Origin of the sequence: Brenneria goodwinii (assembly GCF_002291445.1) — a bacterium.
In the GTDB taxonomy this organism is placed as follows: Bacteria; Pseudomonadota; Gammaproteobacteria; order Enterobacterales; family Enterobacteriaceae; genus Brenneria; species Brenneria goodwinii.
Genome location: NZ_CP014137.1, coordinates 1,785,262 through 1,810,724, shown reverse-complemented (window position 1 = coordinate 1,810,724; position 25,463 = coordinate 1,785,262). Strand labels below are relative to the sequence as shown.

Below are 25,463 nucleotides of genomic sequence, written 5' to 3'. Positions count from 1 at the left end.
ACAATTTGCAACGCGCGCTAATTTCCCGCCGGGGCGCGGGAATGATAAATAGATGATATGAGATGTACTCAGGCTTCTTCTTCGGGGGTAAAGTGACATTTCCCCGGTGGCAGTTCGCGGGAGCGGCCGTAACTGTCCACCGCAACATAGGTGAATAGCGCTTCCGTGGCACGATAACGCTGACCGATTGGCTCTGACGACACTTTTTTTATCCAGACCTCGACATTCACATTGATAGAACTGCGACCGGTGCTTACGCAACGAGCGTAGCAGCACACTACGTCGCCGACGGCCACCGGTTTCAGAAACGACATCCCGTCGACCCGGACGGTGACGACGCGGCCTTCCGCAATTTCTTTTGCTAAAATAGCGCCGCCTATGTCCATCTGCGACATAATCCAGCCGCCAAAAATATCCCCATTCGCATTGGTATCCGCAGGCATTGCCAGAGTACGAAGTACCAGGTCGCCGTGAGGTGAAACGTCTTGTTTGCTCATTGTGGTATCAATCAAATTAGGCTGACTTATAAAGTCATACTGTTTTTATCAAGCAGGCATTATCAGTGCTCGCTGCCATTTTCTTCTGACTTTTCCCGATCGCTGGGTAAATGCCGATAAATATAGACGCCGCAGATAAGCGTAAACAGCAGGGTAAATCCAGTTAAACCAAAGACCTTGAAATTAACCCACACGCTTTGCGGCATCCAGAAAGCAATATAAATGTTTAACAATCCACATACCAGAAAGAACATGGCCCAGGAGAAGTTAAGTTTTCCCCATACCGCCTGCGGCAGGCTGAGTTCCTTACCCAACATGCGTTGGATCAGCGTTTTTTTCATCACGAACTGACTGTACAGTAAGGCCACGGCAAACAGGGTATAAATGATGGTCACTTTCCATTTGATAAACTCATCGTTGTGAAATACCAGCGTCAGGCTGCCGAAAATCGCCACCATGACAAAAGTTACCAGCATCATTTTCTCTATTTTGCGGTAAAGAACCCAGGTAACGACCAGCGCCAGCGCGGTCGCGGCAATCAACGCGCCCGATGCGATATAAATGTCATATAATTTGTAAAACACAAAAAACACGACAAGTGGTAGAAAATCAATAAGTTGCTTCATTGTGTCAATCCGTCACTCAATAATTTGTTGGTGATAACCGCAAACGGGTCATCTGATAACTGACCGCATTATCCTTCATTGTGGTGCACTGTTCTCTTGATATCGCAATAATTTGCAGAAAATTACGATTGGCTATGCCTGCGGCATCCTGGGGAAAAGGAGCGCCATGACGTCAACCGGTAGCGCTCCTTGCTGAGTCAGGCGCGAAGCAACATATAAAGGCGGAACAGATAGATCAGCAGGATGGCGGATATCAAGTTGCTCAGGCCATTTAACAGCACCGCAAGCACGGTAGGCGAAAACATCGGGATTTTCGTCACCAGCAGCAGGATGGCGATTTTGGTCAATATCCAAAGGATCACAGCCGGCGCCGTTACGCGCATATTGGCATAAGCCAGTCTGGCGCTCGCCTTAATCGCGCTGAACACGCCGCGTTTTTCGACGACGACAATGATGGGCGACAGGCTTAATGCGATAGCCAGCAGCACGCCCGGCACGACCAAAAACAGCATGCCGAATTGAATGAGTAGGGTGCAGAACAGGATCAGTATGAAAAGACGCGGCAACACCGGCGCGGAGGCGCCGATAGCCCGCAGAGCGCTGGTACGGCTTCCGGCGGATACCATCTGAATCAGCATAAGAATGCCGCCAGTGAGCAGCGCATTACCAATCAAGGCGGCGAATGTTCCCGCCGCAGACATTTTCAACAGCAGCACCTGCTGCTCCGGCGTCATCTGCTGGATCATGTCCATCATGCCCAACTCGACGGAGGAGGACACATCGCTACCCACGTCATTCAGCGCCTGCAACTCTTCATTTCCGGGGGCGAAGGCATGATTCAGAATGACAGTAATGAACGCGGTTAACAGCGCCATCATTAAAATACTGATGAACTGGTTACGCGTAAAATTCATTGTGTCACGGTACAAAGCGTTAGCCGTGATAGGCATGCAAACTCCTTGAGAAAAGATGGGCTAATGATATTAGCCTTTAATTGTAACCTGTTACCCTGGGCAGTGGCACCCCCGTCCGTATCGCAAGGCGCGGATTTCTCATGATTCTGCGGGCGGAGTGTCGATCACGGTGGTTAGCGGGGGAAGTCCATAGCGGGCTCGGGCACGGTCACAGGCCTCATTTATCTGACCATTTTCTCCTGACTGCATAAATTCACGGCAGGGTGAGGGGCGATTGGCATAAATGGAACAACGGACATTTTCGCCGATCTTCCCTTCTAATGCGCGGCATCTGGGGGTTTTGCTGTTTGTTCCCTGCATGCAGCGTAAAAACGGCGTAAGCGGTTCGGTAAGTAAAGTCGGCACGCTGCCGCCGCCATCATCGGCTTCAGCCCAGTAAAAGGATACCCTGAAATAAGCGCAACAGGCGCCGCAGTGCATACAGGCGTTATCACTCATTTGATTTTCTACCGTCCTCCACCGGCATTGCATCACACCCTCCGATTTTCAAGTCGCAGCCGTATCGGCGTCACCATGAAATCTGTTGGGTACAGAAAGAATGATGAGAATTTACCGCCGAAATAACCGCGTTGGCAGCGTATTTTTTTAGGAACGCACGTTATGTGTATTTTGTTATTTTTGATTTAGATCAATTTCTTGATTTTTAATTATTTACACTAATTTGATGGAATTTGTTTTTTACAAAAAGCATTTAAAAGATGTGATCTGGCTTAAAACAAGAATGACTGCTTAAAGGTATATTTTGCTCGAAATTTAAACCACATAAATGGAGTGGATAATGAAAAAAGCGTCTTTCTTGCTACTGGCGACAGCGCTGTTGCCAGCCTTTGCGCAGGCTCATCAGGCCGGTGATGTCATTGTCCGTGGTGGAACCGCTACCGTTCGTCCGGTGGAAGGTTCCGACAATGTCTTGAATCTGGGATCGTTTAAGGTTGATAACAATACCCAACTGGGTTTGACGTTCAGTTACCTGGTGACGGATAACATCGGCGTGGAATTATTGGCCGCGACGCCGTTTACGCATAAGGTAGGATTGAACGGGGTTGGGACGATCGCCGAAGTGAGTCATTTGCCGCCGTCACTGATGGCGCAGTATTACTTTGGTGATAGCGCCGATAAACTCCGTCCTTACCTTGGCGTGGGCGTAAATTACACCATGTTCTTTGATGAAAAATTCAATGACCGGGGGAAGAGCAATGGCTTAAGCGACTTGAGCCTGAAGAACTCCTGGGGCGTGGCCGCGCAGGCCGGTCTGGATTACAATCTGGATCAAAACTGGCTGATTAACGCTTCCCTGTGGTGGATGGACATTGATACCGATGTGAAATTTAACGCCGGAGGCCAGCAGCAAACGATTAGTACCCGTCTGGATCCGTGGGTATTTATGTTTGGAGTCGGTTATCGTTTTTAGCGACGAAAACGGAGAGGGGTTGTCGGTAACCTCAAGCGGCGGATTTTCATCCGCCGTTTTTCGTCTCTTGCGCGGCCAACCGCTATGAACGCGTTGCCGCTTTCATGTTGCTGACAAAGGTATGCAACTGCGACAGCATCTCTGCGGTGTCGTGTTGATTTTTTTCAATAATCCGCACGATCGCCGAACCGGAGATGGCGCCTGCCGCCCCTGCGGTCAATGATTCCTGAACCTGTGAAGGTTCTGAAATACCGAATCCCTGAATTGGCGGGGCCGCATGGTACTCCTTCAATTTGGCGACCAGGTGATTAAGCGGCAAGTGAGCGCGATTTTCCGCACCGGTTACGCCCGCGCGCGACAGTAAATAGGTATAACCGCGGCCATAGGACGCAATTTCACGCAGCAGGTCGTCATCGGCGTTGGGCGGACAGATAAAGATCGGCGCGATACCGTGGCGCTGCGCCGCGGCCCGGAAAGGGGCGGACTCTTCAACCGGAACATCGGCAATCAGCACGGAGTCGACGCCGACTTGTTCACAGCGCTGATAAAACTCATCAATACCGTTGCTGAAAACCAGGTTGGCATACATCAGTAAACCGATGGGGATCTCCGGATATTTCTGACGGATGGCGGCAAGCATTTCAAAGCACTGACTGACCGTGACGCCGGAGGAAAACGCGCGCAATGTGGCGGCCTGGATGGTTGGCCCATCTGCCAGCGGATCTGAAAAGGGGATGCCCAGCTCCAGAGCGTCAGCTCCCGCGGCAACGAGAGTATCAATAATTTTCAGCGACTGTTCCGGTGAAGGATCGCCCAGCGTCACAAAGGGGACAAACGCGCCTTCTTTCTTGTCGCTAAGACGTTTAAACAGGTGTTGATAGCGCTCCATTAAATTTCTCCCCGATTTTTTAAAATATCGTGCACGGTAAATATGTCTTTATCGCCGCGGCCTGACAGGTTAACCACCAGAATTTGCTCTTTCTCCGGCTCTTGCTTAATCATTTTCAGCGCATAGGCCAGAGCGTGGGACGATTCCAGCGCGGGGATAATACCTTCATGACGGGAGAGTTCTTTAAAGGCTTCCAGCGCTTCATCATCGGTGATCGAGACATAGTCGGCGCGGCCGATGCTATTCAGATACGCATGCTGGGGACCGACGGAGGGGAAATCCAGACCGGCGGAGATGGAATAGGACTCTTCGATTTGCCCTTCGCTGGTTTGCATCATCGGGGACTTCATGCCGAAGTAGATCCCCACCCGGCCATGCTTGAGCGGCGCGCCGTGTTGTCCGGTTTCAATGCCTAACCCTGCCGGTTCCACGCCAATCAGGCGAACGCCGGCGTCATCAATAAAGTCGGCGAACATACCGATGGAGTTGGAGCCGCCGCCCACGCAGGCCAGCAGCACATCCGGTAAGCGGCCTTCTCTTTCCAGCATCTGCGCTTTTATCTCTTCACCGATCATGCGCTGAAACTCACGCACGATAGTGGGGAACGGATGCGGACCCGCCGCCGTACCCAACAGGTAATGCGCCTTCTCATAGCTGCCGGACCAGTCGCGCAGCGCTTCATTACAGGCGTCTTTCAGCGTGGAGGAGCCGGTATGAACCGGTATAACCTCGGCGCCCATCAAGCGCATACGGAATACGTTGGGGGATTGGCGCTCGGCGTCCTTGGCTCCCATGTAGACGCGGCATTTCAGCCCCAGCAGGGCGCACGCCAGCGCCGTCGCGACGCCGTGTTGCCCGGCGCCGGTTTCGGCGATGATTTCCGTTTTCCCCATCCGCTTGGCGAGCAGCGCCTGTCCCAGCACCTGGTTGGTTTTGTGCGCGCCACCGTGCAGCAAGTCTTCACGCTTCAGGTACAGCTTGGTGCGGGTGCCTGCGGTCAGGTTCTTACATAATGTCAGCGCGGTTGGGCGCCCGGCATAGTTCTTCAGTAAATTGATGAATTCCGCCTGGAACTCGGGATCCTGCTGGGCGCTTACAAAGGCTTCCTCCAACTGGCGAAGGGCAGGGATGAGGATCTGCGGCACATACTGTCCGCCGAATTCACCAAAGTATGGATTGAGTAATGTCATAATATTCCTGTCTTTTTATGCAATATCCCCATCATCTTTCACGTTACGTGCGCGTAGACCGTCTGAACGATAGGGTATAGATGTTGAGCCGTGCCGCCATGTCGAAGCGGATCATTTCGTCCGTAGCGTGTGAAAAACCGCAGCGATTTTATTCGCATCTTTTTTCCCAGGCTGACTTTCCACCCCGGAATTGAAGTCCAGCCCGGCGCACCCCAATTGAGCCGCCTGGGCGCAGTTATCGGCGTTGAGTCCGCCGGCCAGCAGCACGTTGTCCAGGTTCTGGCCCTTAAGCACCGACCAGTCAAACGTTTGACCGCTGCCGCCTTGCGCGTTATCCAGCACATAACGATCGACATGCTGCAAGTTTCTTTCCGGACATGCGCCGGATATGCTCTGCGCCTTCCAGATTTGGCAGGCGGCGGGCAGCTGTTCGCGCAGCAGCGAAATGGCGTGCTGGTCTTCGTTGCCATGCAACTGTACCGCTGCCAGCTGCAATGCGTTGGCGAGGCCGACAATCCGCTCAACCGGCGCGTCGCGGAATACGCCGACATAACGCAGCGGAGCGCTGTGGATAAGGCGCTGAGCCTGTTCCTCCGAGACATGCCGGGGGGAGGATGCAACAAAAATCAAACCGCCGTAAACGGCGCCGGCCTGATAGGCGGCCTGTGCGTCTTCCGGACGCGTAAGGCCGCAGACTTTATTCTCGCCGAGGATCACGCGGCGCACGGCCAGCGTCAGGTCGGGTTCGGACATCAGCGAACTACCGATCAAAAAGCCGTTGGCGAACTGGCTCAGTTCACGAATTTGCGCATGGCGATTGATGCCCGATTCGCTGATAACCGTAATTCCCGCCGGCAGTTGTGGAGCAAGCTGGCGGGTACGGTTAAGATCGATAGACAGATCGCGCAGGTCGCGGTTATTAATTCCCACCACGCGGGCTTCAAGTTTAATCGCCCGATGCAGTTCATCTTCGTTGCTGGCTTCGGTCAACACGCCCAGCTTCAGACTATGGGCCAGATCGGACAACTGGCGATACTGCTGGTCGTCGAGAACGGACAACATCAGCAGAATGGCGTCGGCCTGATAATAACGAGCCAGGTAGATCTGATACTCCGAAATAATAAAGTCTTTACACAGCACCGGCTGGTGAACCGCGGCGCTGACTTGCGGCAGAAAAGCGAAATCGCCCTGAAAATATTTTTCATCGGTCAGCACCGAAATCGCGGAGGCGTAGTCTTTATAAATCTGTGCGATCTTTACCGGATCGAAATCATCACGGATCAATCCCTTTGAGGGCGAAGCCTTCTTGCATTCCAGAATAAACGCCGGTTTGTTCTGGCGCAGAGCCTGGTAAAAATCCCGCTGACTGGGAACCACCTCGTGCTGGAACGTCGACAGCGGTTGCTTTTTCTGGCGCGCCTCAACCCATACGGCTTTATCACGCACTATTTTATTCAGAATGGTTTCCTGCATGACTGCTTTATCCTCTCGCGGCCAGGTCGGTTACCCGTTGGTAGGCCTGCCCGCTATGAATCACTTCTAACGCCTGTTGCGCATTTTGACGCAAATCTTCCTGTCCGAATAGCTTCAATAACAATGCAACGTTGGCGGCGACGGCGGCTTCATGTGCCGGTTCGCCTTTACCCTGTAACAGCGAGGCCAGAATGTCACGATTTTCTTCCGGCGTGCCGCCCGCTAATGCCGACAGCGGGAAGCTTTCCAGCCCGAAATCCTGGTGGGTTAGTTCGTAGGTTGTTATGTCGCCCTTGTTTAACTCGGCGACCTGCGTTGGCGCATGTATCGCCACTTCGTCCATTCCGCCGCCGTGAACCACGGCCGCACGCTGATATCCCAGCACCTTCAAGGTTTCGGCAATCGGGCGCACCAGTTCCGGACGATAGACGCCGATCAGCGCCAGAGGCGGACGGGCCGGATTAACCAATGGACCCAGAACGTTAAACAGGGTTCGGGTTTTCAATTGCTGACGCACGGGGGCCGCGTGGCGAAAACCGGGATGATACTGCGGCGCGAACAAAAAGCACACGCCCAGGTCGTCCAGCGCCTGACGCGCCTGTTCGGCAGGCATATCAAGGCGAATGCCGAATGCCGCCAGCAAGTCGGACGACCCCGACCGGCTGGAGACGCTGCGGTTGCCGTGTTTGGCGATCTTCAATCCGCAACCGGCGGCCACGAAGGCGCTGGCGGTCGAAATGTTAATACTGTTGGTGCCGTCGCCGCCGGTGCCGACAATATCGGCGAACGGGTAGTCAGGGCGGGGGAACGGTTGTGCGTCGGCCAGTAAGGCGGTTGCCGCTCCGGCGATTTCTTCCGGGTGTTCGCCACGAATCTTCATACTGATCAACGCCGCGGCCAACTGGCTCGCTTCAAGCTCGCCGCGCACGATAGCGCCAAACAGCGCCTGGCTTTCCTGCCGGCTGATAATCTCGGCTTGATATAGTTTTTCAAGTATTTCCGCTATGGAGAAAGTCTCTTGCATGATCGTGTCCTTGTAATTAAGCCAAAGCCCAGTCCAGCGTCTGTTCGAGCAGCCGCGCGCCGTGGGTGGTTAAAATCGATTCAGGATGAAACTGGAAACCGCAAACGCGGTCGGCGTCGTGGCGCACCGCCATCACCATGTCGTTAAAATGGGCGTTGACGGTTAACTCTGCCGGAATATCGCTGCCGACCAGCGAGTGATAGCGCGCCACCGGTAACGGATGAGGTAAGCCGGCGAACATCGCCTGACCGTCATGGTCGATGTTGGAGGCTTTGCCGTGCAGAATCTCGCCGGCCTGACCCACATGGCCGCCGTAGGCTTCCACAATCGCCTGGTGTCCGAGGCAGATGCCGATGATCGGTAATTGCCCGCGCAGACGCTGCAGCAGCACCGGCATGCAGCCGGCGTCGGCCGGGGCGCCCGGACCGGGGGATAACATCAAAACCGGCCGTTCCATTTTCTTTAAATGGTCGATTATGGTATCGGCCGGCAGATGATTACGATAAATGACCACCCGGTGTCCGCTGGAACGCAGTTGATCCACCAGGTTGTAGGTAAACGAATCGATATTATCGAGCAGTAAGATATCCGCCATTAGAACAACTCCTTCGCGTTATGCGCACTGGCGATGGCCCGCAGAACGGCCCGCGCTTTATTTCGTGTTTCATCGGCTTCCGCCTGCGGCACGGAGTCCAGAACGATGCCCGCGCCGGCTTGCACCGTGGCGATGCCGTCTTCCACATAGGCGGAGCGAATAACGATACAGGTATCCAGATCGCCGTGGGCGGTAAAATACCCTACCGCGCCGCCATAGCTGCCGCGCCGGGTTTTCTCACTGGCGGCGATCAACTGCGTGGCGCGGACTTTGGGCGCGCCGCTCAACGTTCCCATGTTCATACAGGCGCGGTAGGCGTGCAGCGCATCCAAATCTTCGCGCAGCGTTCCCACCACGCGGGAGACCAGATGCATAACGAAAGAGTAGCGGTCGACCTGGGTTAAATCGGCCACATAGCGGCTGCCGGGCTTACAGATCCGCGCCAGATCGTTGCGCGCCAGATCGACCAGCATCAGGTGTTCGGCCATCTCTTTATGGTCGGTACGCATTTCCAGTTCAATACGGCTGTCGAGATCGCGATCCAGCGAGCCGTCGGCGCGCCGTCCGCGCGGGCGGGTGCCGGCGATGGGATAAATTTCAATCTGCCGGCTGTCGGCGTCATATTTCAGCGAACTTTCCGGCGAGGCGCCAAACAGCGTGAAGTCCTGGTCCTGCATGAAAAACATGTAAGGGCTGGGGTTATTGTCTTTAAGAACCTGATAGGCAGACAGCGGCGACGGGCAGGGAAGCGAAAAGCGCCGAGAAGGCACCACCTGAAAAATTTCTCCGACGCGAATCGCCTGCTGCATCTGAGTAACAACCTCGCCATAGGCTTCATCACTCTGGTTGCAGTTGAGCTCCATGCTGTCAATCGACTGATGCGGCAGCGCGGGCGCCGGTTGCAGCAACTGCTGCTGTAACTGCGCCAGCCGTTGCTGCAGACGATGTTGTTCAGCGTGGTCCGGCGTAAACAGGCTGGCCTGAAGCAGGGTCGTTCGTTGTTGATGGTCCAGCGTCAGCAGGGTTTCCGCCAGATAGAAGCAATAGTCCGGGCAGCGCTGCTGCTGGCTCAGTTCCGGCAATGTTTCAAAACTGGCCACCAGATCGTAAGCGAACAGTCCGCCCAAAAACATCGCTTCACGCTCATCGGAAGGCGAGTCTACCAGTTTCAGAATACAGCGCAGGGCATCAAAAACGGATAACGAACGCAGGCGGGAATCTTCATCCTGCATATTGTCTGCCGTTGGGAAGGTCAGCTCGCGACTGTTAGGATGCGCGTCGATGACGACTTCGGGCGGCAGCGCCTTATCCAGCAGCGGCAGCAAATTTGCGCCGTTGGCGGTCAGCGCCTGAATGGAAACCTGCTGGCCGAGTGCGGTGATGCGCAGCGCGCTATCAATAATTAACAGGCTTTTCAGGTTTTGCTTACTCTCAATTTCGGCTGACTCCAGCAGCAGCGTGGCGGGTCTGGCGCCGCAGAGCTGGTGGAAAATGGTGCTGGGGTCATTGCGGTAGATGGCCTCGGTACGCAGAAGCGCCAGTTTGGGTCGTGTTGTTTGCATCATTGCTACCTGTTTTATTTTTGCCCATATGAAAAAGCCCGCTTAATAAGCGGGCCTGGGAATATCTGCATGTATGATAATAGCTATGCGTGATTACTCCACCCGCGTAAGGGAAGAGCGCCACCAACCTGATTTCATCGTGTTTTGCATGACCATTATCAACATCTCACTGTTTGTGTGCTGAACTTGCGTACTAGTAAACTAGTTCGCACTTCGAAAGTCAATAACAGGAATAATATTATTTTATTGCTGGGTTCAAAGCGACTGGGCAGTTCATCATCATGCTAATTATTACTATTACCGGCGCGTTGATGGCATCATAGTGACCTTCGAACCACCAATTCTGCCAGTGATGGGAATATTTGTGTCACAAGAACCTCAACCGCTATCGTCTTTCCCGCTTTATGATTTGCATAGTCACACTACGGCGTCCGATGGCGTATTAACGCCGGCCGAACTGGTTAACCGGGCGGTTGCGATGCGCGTCAGCGTATTGTCGATTACCGATCATGATACCACCGACGGCCTGGCCGAGGCGCGGCGAACGATTGATGAGCTGGCGTTGCCGTTGCGGCTGATCCCCGGCGTAGAGATTTCAACGCTATGGGAAAACCATGAGATTCATATTGTGGGGCTGGGTATGGATATTGCTCATCCGGCCTTGTGCGATCTCCTGCTGAGCCAGGCGCAGTCGCGGCGGGAAAGGGCGGAACAGATCGCCTTGCGTCTGGCGAAGGCGCGCATTCCCGATGCGCTGGAAGGCGCGAGCCGGTTGGCGGTGGGCGGCCAGATCACCCGGGGGCATTTTGCCCGATTTCTGGTGGAGCTGGGCGTGGCGGCCAATATCAATCAAGTATTTAAGAAATACCTGGCAAAAGGGAAAACCGGATACGTCCCGCCGCAGTGGTGTACAATAAAGCAAGCGATTGATGCCATTCATCAATCCGGCGGCGTGGCGGTGTTGGCGCATCCCGGTCGTTATGATTTAACCGCCAAATGGCTGAAACGTTTGTTGCGCGGTTTTGCGGATAACGGCGGCATCGCCATGGAAGTGGCGCAGTGCCAGCAGGCGCCGGACGAGCGCACACAGCTTGCCCGTTACGCCCGTGAGTTTGGCTTGTTGGCATCGCAGGGGTCGGATTTTCACCAGCCCTGCGCCTGGATCGAACTGGGGCGCAAACTGTGGTTGCCCGCGGATGCGGAGCCGGTGTGGCAACATTCGGCGTTGGCGGAATAATCCATAGCGGCGACGTCGGTTATTAATCTCTGCGTGAAAGTAACCATGTTGTCGATTACGCGGGAGACACCGCGAGTTTTCCCGTATTGCAGAAGCACGAGGTAGTGTCATGAGTCAGTTTTTCTACATTCACCCGCAGAATCCTCAGCCAAGGCTGATCAATCAGTCTGTGGATTTTCTGCATAAAGGCGGGGTGATTGTTTACCCCACCGATTCAGGCTATGCGCTGGGATGCATGTTGGGTGATAAAAATGCCATGGAGCGCATCTGCCGGATCCGCGATCTGGACCATAACCACAATTTTACCCTGATGTGCCGCGATCTCTCGGAACTGTCGACGTATGCTTACGTCGATAATACGGCGTTTCGTCTGATTAAAAATAATACGCCCGGCAACTACACCTTTATTCTCAAAGCGACAAAAGAAGTGCCGCGTCGCCTGATGAATGAAAAACGCAAGACCATTGGCTTGCGGGTGCCGTCTAATCCTATCGCGCTGGATTTATTAGCCGCATTGGATGAGCCATTAATGTCTACCACGCTGATGCTGCCAGGCAATGATTTCGCCGAATCCGATCCGGAAGAGATCCAGGAAAGGCTGGGGAAACAGGTCGACCTGGTGATTCATGGCGGGTTTCTCGGTCAGCAGCCAACCACGGTTATCGATTTGACCGAATCTACGCCGCGCATTGTTCGTGAAGGTACCGGCGACATTACGCCTTTTCTTTAGACGTTAAGCGCGTGGATTGTCCGGTAAAAAGTGGCTTTGATTAAAAATCAGACGATCGGCGCCATTTGTAACTGGCGTGTTAATTGCATCTTTCCGCCAGTGATGTTTCGGGAGTGAGAACGATGGTGGCAGACCCTTCAACAACGATCCGTTTCTTGCTTGCCTCGCGTCAGTGCGAGTTGAATAGCCTGCGCTATTTGCTGCAAAGCGGCGAGCTGGTGGGCAAGATCAGCCAACTGGTGCATATGCTGCAACGCGAGCGCGGCACATCCAACCTGTTTCTCTGCTCTGACGGCCGTCTGTTCAGGGATGAGTTAAGGCTCAGAGAACTGGAAGTGGCGCAGGCGCAGGAACCGCTGATGGCGCATCTGGATCGGTTGGAAAGCATGACGGCCGAGTTGCCGCAGGCCAGCCGTTTGTTCAGCCGCGTCGCCAGCGTGGTCTATGCGCTAAGCCTGCTGCCTTCGCTACGTCAGCAAATTCGGCGGCAATTACTGCAACTGCCGCAGGCCATGACCTTTTTTAATGACATTATCCGTAACCTGCTCTCGCTGGTGTTCGACGTTTCCGATACGGCGGCGGAGCCGGTGATCTCGCGGGCGCTGATCGCTATGTTCAGCTTTATGCAGGGCAAGGAGTTTGCCGGACAGGAGCGGGCGATCGGTGCGGCGGCTTTTGCCTCAGGCGTCTTCAATGAAGATACGCAGCAAAAGTTACTGGATCTGATCGAGCGGCAGGAGCGGTGTTTTGCTACGTTTGCGGAATTCGCCGATGAGCAAAACCGGCAACGCTGGTTACAGATGACGACGGATAGCGAATTTGAACGTTTGCGCCGTATTGCCTGCACCCGCGGCACCACGGAAACACGGGAAGACGAGGGCAGCCTGCGCTGGTTTGCTATTTCCACGCAGCGCATCGATGAAATGAAGCAGCTTGAAGACAGCCTGGAGCTGACGCTGATGCAGCTGTGCCGCGATCGGATTGCCGCCGCCGAGCAGGCGAATAGCGAGCAAATGGCGGATATAGAAAGTCTGGTGTCGCCGGCGCAAAACGACGATCCGGGTTATTCGGTCTTTATTGCCGGCCATGATCTCGCGAAGGGTGAAGCGGGCGGGCAAAGCGCGTCGCATGGCTGGTTGAATAGCGACGGCGTCCGCCCCCAGCTTGGACGTTCGTTGCTCTCATTGGTGCAACGGCAGTCGCGCCGTTTGCAGGCGTTGGATCATGAACTGGCGGCGCTGCGCGAGACGCTGAATGAAAGAAAACATATCGATCGGGCAAAAAGCCTGCTGATGCAGCATCGCAATTTAAGCGAAGAAGAGGCGTACAAAACCCTGCGCAAAATGGCGATGAATCAAAATAAAAAGATGATTGAGATCGCCACGGCGATGCTGGCGGTGGCCGACGTTTTTCAGGATACGCCTTAAGAACGATATGCACACAAAAGGTGCGTGATTTGCTCAACGACGGTGCAATGGATGATAATCTTTTGCAGATTGCTGACATATTTTCTGGTTCCAACTTTGCCTTTGCCCCGAACTTCACTTCGCAGGGTACCTCTTATAGACAAATGCGGGAGCTCTGACGTACCCGGCGTAATTTCATCTGAAACGTGACTTCTGGCACACATCTTGCTTTGAAACTGACAGTAACTACTAAACATCATTAACCTGTAATAAGCCAACGGCGGTTTGCTACAGGTTAACCGGATAACGGCGTCCATAAGCGTGCATCTTTTTGCATAGGCTTATGGGCGCCGTTTTTGTTTTTTACAGCCAGAAAGAGCTATCTGCTGAAAGGTGTCGTGAATGAGTGATTCCAAAACCAAGGGTATGACGGTTTCCCGTCGTCAGTTTTTACTGGGCAGTGTGGCGCTGGGCGGCGGTTTTATGCTGCCGGGATTGATGAACAGCGCCTGGGCCGCAGGTTCTGATGCGCCGGAGAAAAAGGAAATCCGCGTTGGTTTCATTCCCCTGACGGACTGCGCATCGGTGGTGATGGCCGCAATAAAAGGCTTCGACAAGAAATACGGTATTACCATTATCCCCAGCAAGGAAGCCAGTTGGGCGGCGGTGCGCGACAAGCTGGTATCCGGCGAGCTGGACGCCGCGCATATCCTGTACGGCCAGTTATATGGCTTGCAAATGGGACTATCCGGGCCGCAGAGCGACATGGCCGCACTCATGACGCTCAACCAGAACGGACAGGGCATTACGCTGGCCAACCAGCTGCGCGACGCCGGCGTAACCGATCTGGCCGCGCTGCAAAAATATATCGCCGCCAGCCCGGCGGGCACCTACACCTTTGCCCAAACGTTCCCCACCGGCACCCATGCCATGTGGCTCTATTACTGGCTGGCCTCTGCCGGCATTCATCCGCTCAACGATGTGCGCACGGTGGTGGTGCCGCCGCCGCAGATGGTGATGAACATGAAGATCGGCAACATGGTCGGCTATTGCGTCGGCGAACCGTGGAACCAGCGCGCCATCAGCGACAAGCTCGGTTTTACCGCCGCCGCGTCGCAGGATATCTGGCCCGACCATCCGGAAAAAGTGCTCGGCACGCGCGCCGACTGGGTCAACGCCAACCCGAACAGCGCCCGCGCCCTTACCGCCGCCATACTGGAGGCGTCGCGCTGGATTGATGCCTCCGACGAAAATCGCCGTGAAACCGCCGGCGTGGTAGCCGGGCGCGCCTATATCAACACCAAAGAAGAAACCATCGTCGGCCGGATGCTGGGCCAGTATGAAAACGGCCTGGGGAAAAGCTGGCAGGACGAACACGCCATGCGCTTCTACCACGACGGATCGGTGAACTATCCCTATCTGTCAGACGGCATGTGGTTTCTGACCCAGCATAAACGCTGGGGAATGCTGGCGGAAGATCCGGATTATCTGGCCGTCGCCCGGCAGGTCAACCGGATTGATATCTACAAGCAGGCCGCCGCGGCGGTAGGCAATGTTCCGTTGCCGGACAGCGATATGCGCAGCAGCGTATTGATGGATGGCCTGCGTTGGGACGGCAGCGATCCGGCCGGGTATGCCAACAGTTTTAGCGTGAAGAAATAAGTGAGGCAATGATGAAAAACCAGGCCAAGGTCATTCCCATCGCGCCGGAGAATATTCCCGGCGCCGTGCACAGCGCGGAAATTATGCCGTTACCGGCCAGACCGGCGGCGGGAAAAGCGGCTGTCTCCTCAGCCACATCGGCACGGCCATATCGTCCTTTCTTACGTAAAACGGTCCAGCGTATTTTCCCCGCCTTGTTGGGGATGGGGCTATTGCTCTGTATCTGGCAGGTTGCGGCATTGAACAGTGAAAACTTTCCAACGCCGTGGGCAACCTGGCTGGCGGCGTTAGATATTTTCGCCGATCCGTTCTATATCGCCGGGCCGAACGATCAGGGCATCGGCTGGAACGTGATGGCGTCGTTGCAGCGCGTGGGCATCGGTTTTGGACTGGCGGCGCTGGTCGGGATTCCCGCCGGCTTCCTGATTGGCCGCTTCAGCTTCGTGGCCAATATGCTGAATCCGATCATTTCCCTGCTGCGCCCGGTCAGCCCGCTGGCGTGGTTGCCTATCGGCCTGCTGCTATTTCAGCGCGCCGAGCCGGCTTCCAGCTGGACCATTTTTATCTGCTCCATCTGGCCGATGATCCTTAATACCGCCGAAGGGGTAAGACTGATTCCCCAGGATTACCTGAACGTGGCGCGTGTGCTTAAGCTGTCCGAATTCACCGTGATGCGCAAGATTTTGCTGCCGGCGGTATTGCCGAACATATTGACCGGCGTGCGGTTGTCCATCGGCATCGCCTGGCTGGTGATTGTGGCGGCGGAAATGCTGACCGGCGGGATCGGCATCGGTTTCTGGATCTGGAATGAATGGAACAACCTGAATGTGGAAAACATCATTATCGCCATCGTGGTGATTGGGGTGATCGGCCTGCTGCTGGAGCAGAGCCTGATGTTGATCGCCAAACGTTTCAACTATGACAACCGCTAAGGAGCCGACGATGCGCGCAAATCCGATTATTCAGGTACAGCAGGTCAGCCAGCGTTTCAATACCGCCAGCGGCGAATTTCTGGCGTTGGACCAGGTGAGCTTCGATATCCATACCGGGGAAACCATCAGCCTGATCGGCCATTCCGGCTGCGGCAAATCCACCTTGCTCAATTTGATCGCCGGTCTGACCCTACCGAGCGGCGGCGGCTTGCTGTGCGACAACCGGGAAATCGACGGCCCCGGACCGGAGCGCGGCGTGGTGTTTCAGAACCACTCGCTGCTGCCGTGGCTGACGACGTATGAAAATGTGGCGCTGGCGGTGCGTCAGGTGTTTCGCGGTCAGATGAGTAAAGCCGAGATGCACGAGTGGATCACCCACAATTTGGAACTGGTGAATATGGCGCATGCGGCGAATAAACGTCCGAATGAGATCTCCGGCGGGATGAAACAGCGGGTAGGCATTGCCCGCGCGCTGGCGATAAAGCCGAAAGTGCTGCTGATGGATGAGCCGTTCGGTGCGTTGGATGCGTTGACCCGCGCTCATTTGCAGGATGCGGTGATGGATATCCAGCAGCGGCTGCACACCACCATCGTACTGATCACCCACGATGTGGATGAAGCGGTGTTGCTGTCGGATCGGGTGTTGATGATGACCAACGGCCCGGCGGCGACGGTCGGGGAGATCATGCCGGTCGAGCTGGAACGCCCGCGTTCGCGCGTGGCGCTGGCGGACGATCCCCGTTATCACCAGTGCCGCCAGCAGGTTTTACATTTCTTATATGAAAAACAGTCGAAAGCCGCCTGACGGGAAACGATAAAGATGATGAAACCGCATCTGCCGGTGATTGGCAATGAGATGGCGAACACCCGTCTGGCGGATTCGCCGTGCCATTGCTTTTCGGCTTCTCTTCCCCTGATTTTGATGCACAGCCAGCGGCTGTAAGGATTTACCTGATGAACAAGCCCGTTTTGGTGGTTATCGGCCATGGCATGGTCGGCCACTATTTTCTTGAGCAATTGGTCGAGCGCGATCTGCATCAGCGTTACCACATCGTAGTGTTTGGCGAAGAAAGCCGGGAGGCTTACGACCGCGTCCATCTTTCCGAGTATTTTTCCGGCCGCACAGCGGAATCCCTGTCGCTGGTCAAAGCGGGCTTTTTTGCCGCCAGCGGCATTGAATTGCGCCGCGCCAGTCAAATCACCGCTATCGATCGCGAGCGTAAATTCGTCTGTGATGAACAGGGCAACAAAACTGCCTATGACCAACTGATTCTGGCGACCGGCTCCTATGCGTTCGTGCCGCCGATTGCCGGCAATACGCGCCCCGGCTGTCTGGCTTATCGCACGCTGGACGATCTGGACGCCATTGCCGAACAGGCGAAAAAATCCAAAACCGGCGTGGTGATCGGCGGCGGTTTGCTTGGGCTGGAGGCGGCCAATGCGCTGCGCCAACTGGGGCTGGAAACGCACGTTGTCGAGTTCGCGCCGCGGCTGATGGCGGTACAGCTGGATGACGGCGGGGCGGCGATGCTGCGGCGCAAGATCGAAGCGCTGGGCGTGCGGGTGCACATCAGCAAAGAGACGCGTGAAATCGTCGACGGCGAGCAGGCGCTGCACCGGCTCCGTTTTGCCGACGGCAGCGTGCTGGAGACCGATCTGGTGCTGTTTTCCGCCGGGATCCGCCCGCGCGATAACCTGGCGGACGGCTGCGGTCTGGGGAGAGGCCCGCGCGGCGGCATCGTGATTGACGATCGCTGCCGGACATCGGATGACGCCATTTTCGCCATCGGCGAATGCGCGCTGTGGAACGGACAGATCTTCGGCCTGGTGGCGCCCGGCTACCAGATGGCGCGCAGCGTGGCTGACACGCTGGCGCAGCGCGATACGCCGTTCACCGGCGCGGATATGAGCACCAAGCTGAAACTGCTGGGCGTAGAGGTGGCGTCCATCGGCGATGCGCACGGCCGCAGCGCCGGCTGCCAGAGCTATCAGTGGACGGATGGTCCGAACGAAGTTTATAAAAAAATCGTGGTTTCCGCGGATGGCAACCGTCTGCTGGGCGCGGTGCTGATCGGCGACAGCGCGGACTACAGCACGCTGCTGCAAATGATGCTCAACGACATGCCGCTGCCGGCTCATCCGGAAGGCCTCATTCTACCGGCCCGTTCCGGCGATGCGCCGAAAGGGCTGGGGGTGGCGGCCTTGCCCGCCGGCGCGCAGATATGCTCCTGTCATAACGTCAGTAAAGGCGATGTTTCAGCGGCGGTGGCCGGCGGCTGTAGCGAACTGGGCGCGATCAAGTCCTGCACCAAAGCGGGTACCGGCTGCGGCGGCTGCGTTCCCTTGCTCAAGCAGGTGATGGAATACGAGCTGACGCAGTTGGGCGTTGAAGTGAAAAAAGATATCTGCGAGCACTTCCCCTGGTCGCGTCAGGAGCTGTACCACCTGATCCGCGTGCATCAAATTCGTTCCTTCGATGAGTTGATCGAACGTTACGGACACGGGTTGGGCTGCGAGGTCTGTAAACCGCTGGTGGGTTCCATGCTGGCGTCCTGCTGGAATGACTACCTGCTGAAACCGCAACATTTGCCGTTGCAGGATACCAACGATCGCTTTTTCGCCAATATCCAGAAAGACGGCACCTATTCGGTGGTGCCGCGCGTACCGGCCGGCGAGATCACGCCGGCGGGACTGATCGCCATCGGTCAGGTTGCGCAGCGCTACAACCTGTATACCAAGATTACCGGCGGTCAGCGCGTGGATCTGTTCGGCGCGCGGCTGGAACAGTTGCCCGCCATCTGGCGCGAACTGATTGACGCCGGATTTGAAACCGGCCACGCCTACGGCAAATCGCTGCGCACGGTGAAATCCTGCGTCGGTTCCACCTGGTGCCGTTACGGCGTACAGGACTCCACCGCGCTGGCGATTACGCTGGAGCAGCGTTACAAGGGTTTGCGCTCGCCGCATAAGATCAAAATGGCGGTATCCGGCTGTACCCGCGAATGCGCGGAAGCGCAGGGAAAAGATATCGGCGTTATCGCCACCGATAAGGGCTGGAATCTGTACGTGTGCGGCAATGGCGGCATGAAGCCGCGTCATGCGGATCTGTTCGCCAGCGATCTGGATGGCGAAACCCTGATCCGCACCATCGATCGCGTGCTGATGTTCTATATCCGCACCGCCGACCGTCTTCAGCGCACCAGCACCTGGCTGGATAATCTGGAAGGCGGTATCGACTACCTGCGACAGGTGATTCTGCAAGACAGCCTGCATATCGGCGAAGAGCTGGATAACGAGATGCAGCGCGTGGTGGAGAGCTACCAGTGCGAGTGGAAAACCACGCTGGAAAGTCCGGATCGCCTGGCGCTGTTCCGCGCGTTTCTCAACAGCGGCAGCCCGGATGAAGCGGTGGTGATGGTGCCGGAACGCGGGCAGATCCGACCGGCGCAGGCGCATGAAAAACCGCAGATTCAGGCGCCGCTTTCCCTGAAAGCGCCGGCGCAGGAAGCGGAGTGGATTCAGATCGGAGCATTGCAGGAGATTCCCGCCAATGTCGGCATGGCCGCGCGCCTCGGCCAGCAGCAGATCGCGCTGTTTCATCTTCCCGCCAGCGAGCAACAGGTTTACGCGCTGGAAAATCACGAACCGGGCAGCGCGGCGAACGTTTTGTCCCGCGGCCTGTTGGGCGACGTCTCCGGCGAGCCGGTGGTGATCTCGCCGCTATACAAGAAGCGTTTTCGACTGCGCGACGGCGTCAGTCCGGATGATGCCGCGCTGCGCGTGCGCGCCTGGCCGGTAAGAATTGTGGAAGGACAAGTTTGGGTCCGTCGTCAGCCTTTGCGTCTGCCGGCATCCACGGCTATCGCGCAAGCCTCATGAGTTGAACGCATTATTGCGTCAACATCTGCCCGTGGCGGCGGATGAACGGTAAAAACAGCTTAGTCCGCAGCGGATTGATGGGGTGTGAACATGATGACGACACAATCGATACTGGCGCAGGGTCAGCAACGCCAGCCGGTGCTGGGTGGCGAAATCTGGCTGGTGGGAGCGGGGCCCGGCGATGTCGTGCGTTTCTGCCGCTATCCGGCGCTAGGCGTCGCGGAGTCAATCGCGCCGCTGGCGGCGAACAAGCATCAAGCCGCCTGACGCAATGCGAATCCGGCATAGCGGTTGATCGGTCCAGCGGGGAATGATGATGGATGCCAAACCCACAACGTACGTGAAGAGCGTCTGCCCTTACTGCGGCGTAGGCTGCGGGATAGTGATGCAGATACAAAACAATCGCGTGATCAAGGTATCGGGCGACAAGACGCATCCCACCAACTTCGGCCGGCTATGTACCAAAGGCAATAGCTGCGGCCAGGCGATCGCCGAATCGGGGCGGCTGGAACACGCCTACCTGCGGGCGGAACGTCAGCGCGAACCGGCGCGGATCGATCTGAAACACGCCATCAGGGAAAGCGCGCGCCGGTTGCGCGCCATCATCGATACCCACGGCCCCGATGCGGTCGCGCTCTACGTCTCCGGCCAGATGTCGTTGGAAGCCCAATACCTGGCCAACAAGCTCGCCAAGGGTTTCATCGGCACCAACAATATCGAGTCGAACTCGCGTCTTTGCATGGCCAGCGCCGGCAGCGGCTACAAACTCTCGCTGGGTTCGGATGGCCCGCCGGGCTCCTATCAGGATTTCGATCGCGCCGAGGTGTTCTTCGTCATCGGCGCGAATATGGCGGACTGCCACCCGATACTGTTCCTGCGCATGATGGATCGGGTTAAAGCGGGGGCGAAGCTGATCGTGGTCGATCCACGGCGTAATGCCACGGCCGAGAAGGCGGATCTGTTTCTACAGATCAAGCCCGGCACCGACCTGGCGTTGCTCAACGGCCTGCTGCATTTGATCGTACAGAATGGCCATACCGACCCGTCATTTATCTCCGAATTTACCGAAGGCTGGGAGGCGATGCCCGCATTCCTTGCCGACTACCCGCCGCAGAAGGTCGTGCAGCTAACGGGGCTGGCGGAGAACGATATCCGCAAGGCGGCGGAGTGGATCGGCACGGCGCCGGAATGGATGAGCTGTTGGACCATGGGGCTGAATCAAAGCACCCATGGCACCTGGAATACCAATGCGATCTGCAACCTGCACCTGGCGACCGGCGCGATTTGCCGTCCCGGCAGCGGCCCCTTTTCCCTTACCGGCCAGCCTAATGCGATGGGCGGGCGCGAGATGGGCTATATGGGCATGGGACTGCCGGGTCAGCGCTCGGTGCTGGCGGACAACGATCGGGCATTCATCGAAGCGTTATGGGGCGTGAAGCCCGGGACGTTGCGCACCGACCTGGGCGGCGGCTCGGTGGCGATGTTCGAAGAGATGAAAGCCGGCAAGATCAAGGCGTGCTGGATTATCTGCACCAATCCGGTCGCTACGCTGCCCAACCGCAACAACGTCATTGCCGGGCTGCAAGCCGCCGAGTTGGTCATCACCCAGGATGCGTTTCTCGATACCGAAACCAATCGCTACGCCGATATTTTGCTGCCGGGCGCGCTGTGGGCCGAGGCCGAAGGCGTAATGATCAACTCCGAGCGCAATCTAACGCTGATGCAGCAGGCCGTCGAGCCGCCCGGCGAGGCGATGGCTGACTGGCAAATCATCGCCCGCGTGGCCTGCGAGATGGGCTATGAACAGGCATTCAGCTACGCCTGTTCTGCGGAGGTATTTGAAGAAATCAAACGGGCCTGGAATCCGCATACCGGCTACGACATCCGCGGCGCGAGCTATGAGCGCTTGCGCCAGTCGTCCTTGCAGTGGCCCTGTCCGCCCGGCGGCGACGGCGATCGCCATCCCATTCGCTATCTCAACGACGGCGTAAGTCAGACGCTTAAAGCAGCGCCGGACGGCAGCCGACCGCGCATCGTATTCGCCACCCAAAGCGGCAAAGGCGTTTTTTACCCTCGGCCGCATATGCCGCCGGCAGAGATGCCGGATGACGACTTCCCCTGGGTGCTTAATACCGGACGCTTGCAGCACCAGTGGCATACGATGACCAAAACCGGCAAGATCCCGATGCTCAACAAGCTCAATCCGCAGCCTTTTATCGAAATGCATCCCGAAGACGCCGCCGTGCTCGACATTCGCGACAAGGATCGGGTGGAAGTCCGTTCGCGCCGCGGGCGAGCGGTGCTGCCGGCCGTGGTGAGCGATCGGGTGCGTCCCGGCAACTGCTTTGCGCCATTTCACTGGAACGATGTTTATGGCGAGAATCTGGCTATCAACGCCGTCACCAGTGATGCGATTGACCCAATCTCTCAGCAACCCGAATTCAAGTTTTGCGCCGTCGCGCTGACGCGTGTCGCAGAACCACCGTTATCCATCGCGCCGGCTCACGAAGACAATAAGTCTCTTGCCCCCGTCGCGGAAAATGACACTGTGAGCCGATCGGAAAAAGCTATCAAGGAACTCGACATGAAGCACATCGACGCGCTGGCTGCGCTACTCGGTCTTGACGCCGCGCCCGCCATTACGCTGGCGGCGCACGAACAACTCTACCTGCAAGGCTATCTGACCGCGCTGCGCACCGATGAGTCCAGACTGGCCGGCGGCGTGCCCGTACTGCCGGCCACCGCGCCGGTGGACGCCGCCAAGCGCCTGATGCTCGACGGAATGTTGGCGGGACTGTTTGCGCGTACCTGGCTGCCCGGCGACAACGCGCTTTCGCCGTCGGCCGCTGATCTTAGCGGCCCTGCGGCAACAAACGCCGGGGCGCGTTCGCCCATTCTGGTTTTATGGGCATCGTCGACCGGCAATGCCGAAGGCTTTGCCGCGCAGTGCGCCGAACGATTAAAGGCGGGGGGGCATACCGTCACGCTTTCCGCCATGGACGCTTTTCGTGTTGCGGACCTGACTACGGCGCCGCGCGTGCTGTTTATCGCCAGCACCTTCGGCGACGGCGATCCTCCGGACAACGGCGCCGACTTCTGGACGGCGCTACAGGCGGAAAGGGCGCCGAGACTGGATGCGCTGGCGTTTTCCGTGCTGGCGTTCGGCGATGCGAATTATGACCGGTTCTGCGGTTTCGGGCGCAAGCTTGATGCCCGGCTGGAGACGTTGGGCGCATATCGGTTGTCGGCGCGAGTTGACTGTGAAGCCGACTATGAGGACGCCGCAAAAAACTGGCTGGATCAGGTCGTTAACGTGTTGGCAGAAAGCCCTGAGCCGGTACAAGCCGGGATAGCCGCTATTCCGGCGGCGATAGCGGCAGGCCAGGGTGAAAATGGTATCATTGCGCCATCCGTTACATTGTCACATGTTTTCGGCCGTAATGCGCCTTTGCATACGCGTTTGGCGCTTAATCGGCGGCTGAATGCCGCCGGGGCGCAAAAAGAGACCAGACAATTGGCCTTCGACCTGAGCGGTCAGGATTTTAGCTATGAAGCAGGCGATGCGCTCGGGGTCTGGCCGACCAACTGTCCCGATCTGGTGGAAGAGATGCTGTCGGTTCTTAGGCTCTCGCCATCGGCGCAGGTAACGGTCAAAGATCGCGGCGACATGACGCTGGCTGAGGCGCTGTCGCAACATTGCGAAATCGCGCGTATCACGCCGGAAGTCTTGCAGTTCGTCTACCAGCGCTCGCGGCATGAAACGCTGGCCGGGTTATTGCGGGAGGATCGCAAGGACGAACTGAAACGCTGGCTGTGGGGGCGGCAGATTATCGATCTGCTGCAAGAGTTTCCGATTCAGACGCAGGCCGATGAATGGCTATCCGTACTCAAGCGCATGCAGCCGCGGCTGTACTCAATTTCGTCAAGCCCTAAAGCCTCGCCGGATCAGGTTCATCTGACGGTTTCGACCGTGCGTTATGGCGATGGCGACAGACGGCGGGGCGGCGTTTGTTCAACTTTTCTGGCCGACCGCGCCGAAGCCGTTACCGTGCCGATTTTCGTCCACAAGTCGGCCCATTTCTGGCCGCCGAACAACCCTGATGCGCCGATGATTATGGTGGGGCCCGGCACCGGCATCGCGCCTTTCCGCGCTTTTTTGCAGGAGCGTCAGGCTATCGGGGCAAAGGGCCGCAATTGGCTGGTGTTCGGCGAGCAGCGCGCGGCGACCGATTTCTACTACCGCGAGGAACTGGAGACGCTGCGGCGCGACGGCTATCTGCATCGGCTGGATACCGCCTTCTCGCGCGATCAGACTGAGAAAATTTATGTGCAGCATCGCCTGCTGGAACAGGGGGGCGAACTGTGGCGCTGGTTGCAAGAGGGGGCGCACTTCTATGTCTGCGGCGACGCCGGGCGCATGGCGAGGGATGTTGACGCCGCGCTCAGGCAAGTGGTGCAGACGCACGGCTCAATGAGCACCGAGGACGCGGCGGCCTATGTCGCCAAGATGGCACAGGACAAACGCTATCTCAGGGATGTGTATTGACCCCGTTCCCGGCTGCGTGAAAAACGCAAAGCTTGCATACGAACGTCTCACGCCCTTGCCTGCGGCTATGCGGCGTAGGGCTATATTTTAACGCTTCTTCTTGTTTCGAAAGTGGTAGAAACCCAGAGCTACGAAGACGAATACAGCAAAAGTCGCCGTCGTTCCCCAGGCATACTCTTCCCAATATGTCACCGCAAGCATTGCAAATATAAGAATAAGCAGCGCGGCTCCATAGCTCGTAATTATGTACTCTACAAAATCACGGAGACGGGCTTTAAAAAACGCTTTCATCCGCCCACCAGTCTGTGAATCATTGTTGCTTTTTCCTTACTGCCTTTCCGTAACATATCAACGTGATCGTATCGGCCAAGCACATCCTCAACCAGAAAATAAAGCATCTCCAGCTCTTCATGGTAGAGCGCTTGATGGAAAATCGGGTACCTTTCTTCCAGCCGGTGTGCAGCGACGGCGGCATCCACGACGCGCCCATAAAGCCCAGCAAATGTCATGGCATTGGCCGCATATTTTCCAAATTTATTTTCAAGAGCCACTGTCATCGTGAAGCTGGAACAAATTACCCCGGCGACTGAATAAGCTAATCCCTGGTTTGTAGCCGAAATGCTGGCAAGTCTGCCACCGAAATGAATAAGCTCGCGCTGTATATTTTGGGTTTAATCAGGGGTTATATTTCTGATACTTGTTTAGTGGCATACAAACGTCTAATTAAACGAGAAGAATCAATTATTGTAAAATTCGTGTAGTATGTCCGACCGCGCAGCGTTGCGTGTGACATATGCTTCACCATGCTGTTTGTCGATAAATTATTTTAT

General features: G+C 56.5%; 20 protein-coding genes, 1 pseudogene and 1 other annotated feature. Of the genes and pseudogenes, 11 read left to right on the top strand and 10 right to left on the bottom strand.

Features of this window, described 5'->3' with window-relative positions:
• Positions 1–68 precede the first annotated feature (68 nt).
• The 4 genes from yciA to ACN28R_RS08040 form a co-directional block, all read right to left on the bottom strand.
• Complete coding sequence (gene yciA / locus ACN28R_RS08055; protein ID WP_095834128.1) at positions 69–497, bottom strand: acyl-CoA thioester hydrolase YciA; 429 nt, start codon at positions 495–497, stop codon at positions 69–71.
• A 62-nt stretch (positions 498–559) separates the two neighbouring features.
• A complete protein-coding gene (locus ACN28R_RS08050) occupies positions 560–1,123 on the bottom strand; it encodes a septation protein A (RefSeq protein WP_095834127.1) in 564 nt (187 codons plus the stop codon).
• 197 nt (positions 1,124–1,320) lie between these two features.
• Positions 1,321–2,073 (bottom strand): YciC family protein, encoded by a 753-nt coding sequence (locus ACN28R_RS08045; protein WP_095834126.1) that lies wholly within the window; start codon positions 2,071–2,073, stop codon positions 1,321–1,323.
• A 102-nt stretch (positions 2,074–2,175) separates the two neighbouring features.
• The gene (locus tag ACN28R_RS08040) at positions 2,176–2,535 is read right to left on the bottom strand and encodes a YkgJ family cysteine cluster protein (RefSeq protein ID WP_095834125.1); all 360 of its coding nucleotides are present in this window, start codon (positions 2,533–2,535) and stop codon (positions 2,176–2,178) included.
• Between the two features lie 340 nt (positions 2,536–2,875).
• Between ACN28R_RS08040 and ompW the strand changes: the two genes are divergently transcribed.
• Positions 2,876–3,508: an outer membrane protein OmpW gene (ompW, locus tag ACN28R_RS08035; RefSeq protein ID WP_095834124.1), complete on the top strand. Its 633-nt coding sequence runs from the start codon at positions 2,876–2,878 to the stop codon at positions 3,506–3,508.
• Between the two features lie 82 nt (positions 3,509–3,590).
• Here the strand turns inward: ompW and trpA are convergent, their stop codons facing one another.
• The 5 genes and pseudogenes from trpA to ACN28R_RS08010 form a co-directional block, all read right to left on the bottom strand.
• Complete coding sequence (gene trpA / locus ACN28R_RS08030; protein WP_095834123.1) at positions 3,591–4,397, bottom strand: tryptophan synthase subunit alpha; 807 nt, start codon at positions 4,395–4,397, stop codon at positions 3,591–3,593.
• Positions 4,397–5,587 carry a tryptophan synthase subunit beta gene (trpB, locus tag ACN28R_RS08025; RefSeq protein ID WP_095834122.1) on the bottom strand — a complete coding sequence of 397 codons (1,191 nt, stop codon included), beginning with the start codon at positions 5,585–5,587 and terminating at the stop codon, positions 4,397–4,399. The genes trpA and trpB overlap by 1 nt, the downstream gene beginning before the upstream one ends.
• 111 nt (positions 5,588–5,698) lie before the next feature.
• The gene (gene trpCF, locus ACN28R_RS08020) at positions 5,699–7,060 is read right to left on the bottom strand and encodes a bifunctional indole-3-glycerol-phosphate synthase TrpC/phosphoribosylanthranilate isomerase TrpF (RefSeq protein ID WP_095834121.1); all 1,362 of its coding nucleotides are present in this window, start codon (positions 7,058–7,060) and stop codon (positions 5,699–5,701) included.
• Between the two features lie 7 nt (positions 7,061–7,067).
• A pseudogene (gene trpD, locus ACN28R_RS08015) lies at positions 7,068–8,679 on the bottom strand (bifunctional anthranilate synthase glutamate amidotransferase component TrpG/anthranilate phosphoribosyltransferase TrpD).
• The gene (locus ACN28R_RS08010) at positions 8,679–10,241 is read right to left on the bottom strand and encodes an anthranilate synthase component 1 (protein ID WP_095834120.1); all 1,563 of its coding nucleotides are present in this window, start codon (positions 10,239–10,241) and stop codon (positions 8,679–8,681) included. Before ACN28R_RS08010 ends, trpD begins: the two are co-directional and overlap by 1 nt.
• Positions 10,242–10,269: 28 nt before the next feature.
• Positions 10,270–10,373, bottom strand: a sequence feature (Trp leader region).
• A gap of 232 nt (positions 10,374–10,605) precedes the next feature.
• Here ACN28R_RS08010 and rnm point away from each other — a divergent pair.
• The 10 genes from rnm (at position 10,606) to ACN28R_RS07960 (ending at position 24,633) form a co-directional block, all read left to right on the top strand.
• Positions 10,606–11,478 (top strand): RNase RNM, encoded by an 873-nt coding sequence (gene rnm / locus ACN28R_RS08005; RefSeq protein WP_095834119.1) that lies wholly within the window; start codon positions 10,606–10,608, stop codon positions 11,476–11,478.
• A gap of 109 nt (positions 11,479–11,587) precedes the next feature.
• The gene (locus ACN28R_RS08000; RefSeq protein WP_048638928.1) at positions 11,588–12,208 is read left to right on the top strand and encodes an L-threonylcarbamoyladenylate synthase; all 621 of its coding nucleotides are present in this window, start codon (positions 11,588–11,590) and stop codon (positions 12,206–12,208) included.
• 122 nt (positions 12,209–12,330) lie between these two features.
• Positions 12,331–13,635 carry a nitrate regulatory protein gene (locus ACN28R_RS07995; RefSeq protein ID WP_048638927.1) on the top strand — a complete coding sequence of 435 codons (1,305 nt, stop codon included), beginning with the start codon at positions 12,331–12,333 and terminating at the stop codon, positions 13,633–13,635.
• 381 nt (positions 13,636–14,016) lie between these two features.
• Positions 14,017–15,276 carry a CmpA/NrtA family ABC transporter substrate-binding protein gene (locus ACN28R_RS07990; protein WP_048638926.1) on the top strand — a complete coding sequence of 420 codons (1,260 nt, stop codon included), beginning with the start codon at positions 14,017–14,019 and terminating at the stop codon, positions 15,274–15,276.
• 11 nt (positions 15,277–15,287) lie between these two features.
• Positions 15,288–16,208 (top strand): nitrate ABC transporter permease, encoded by a 921-nt coding sequence (ntrB, locus tag ACN28R_RS07985; RefSeq protein WP_095834118.1) that lies wholly within the window; start codon positions 15,288–15,290, stop codon positions 16,206–16,208.
• Positions 16,209–16,218: 10 nt separating this feature from the next.
• Positions 16,219–17,013, top strand: a complete 795-nt coding sequence (locus tag ACN28R_RS07980) for an ABC transporter ATP-binding protein (RefSeq protein ID WP_048638924.1) — start codon at positions 16,219–16,221, stop codon at positions 17,011–17,013.
• A 15-nt stretch (positions 17,014–17,028) separates the two neighbouring features.
• Positions 17,029–17,151 (top strand): hypothetical protein, encoded by a 123-nt coding sequence (locus tag ACN28R_RS07975; protein ID WP_257790308.1) that lies wholly within the window; start codon positions 17,029–17,031, stop codon positions 17,149–17,151.
• 11 nt (positions 17,152–17,162) lie between these two features.
• Entirely contained in the window at positions 17,163–20,087 is a 2,925-nt protein-coding gene (gene nirB, locus ACN28R_RS07970; RefSeq protein WP_095834117.1) for a nitrite reductase large subunit NirB, read from the top strand.
• A 90-nt stretch (positions 20,088–20,177) separates the two neighbouring features.
• Positions 20,178–20,354, top strand: coding sequence for a hypothetical protein (locus ACN28R_RS07965; RefSeq protein ID WP_231604223.1), 177 nt, complete (start codon positions 20,178–20,180; stop codon positions 20,352–20,354).
• A gap of 49 nt (positions 20,355–20,403) precedes the next feature.
• Entirely contained in the window at positions 20,404–24,633 is a 4,230-nt protein-coding gene (locus ACN28R_RS07960; protein ID WP_095834116.1) for a bifunctional nitrate reductase/sulfite reductase flavoprotein subunit alpha, read from the top strand.
• A gap of 287 nt (positions 24,634–24,920) precedes the next feature.
• Here the strand turns inward: ACN28R_RS07960 and ACN28R_RS07955 are convergent, their stop codons facing one another.
• Positions 24,921–25,184 (bottom strand): hypothetical protein, encoded by a 264-nt coding sequence (locus ACN28R_RS07955; protein ID WP_145957970.1) that lies wholly within the window; start codon positions 25,182–25,184, stop codon positions 24,921–24,923.
• Positions 25,185–25,463: the final 279 nt, after the last annotated feature.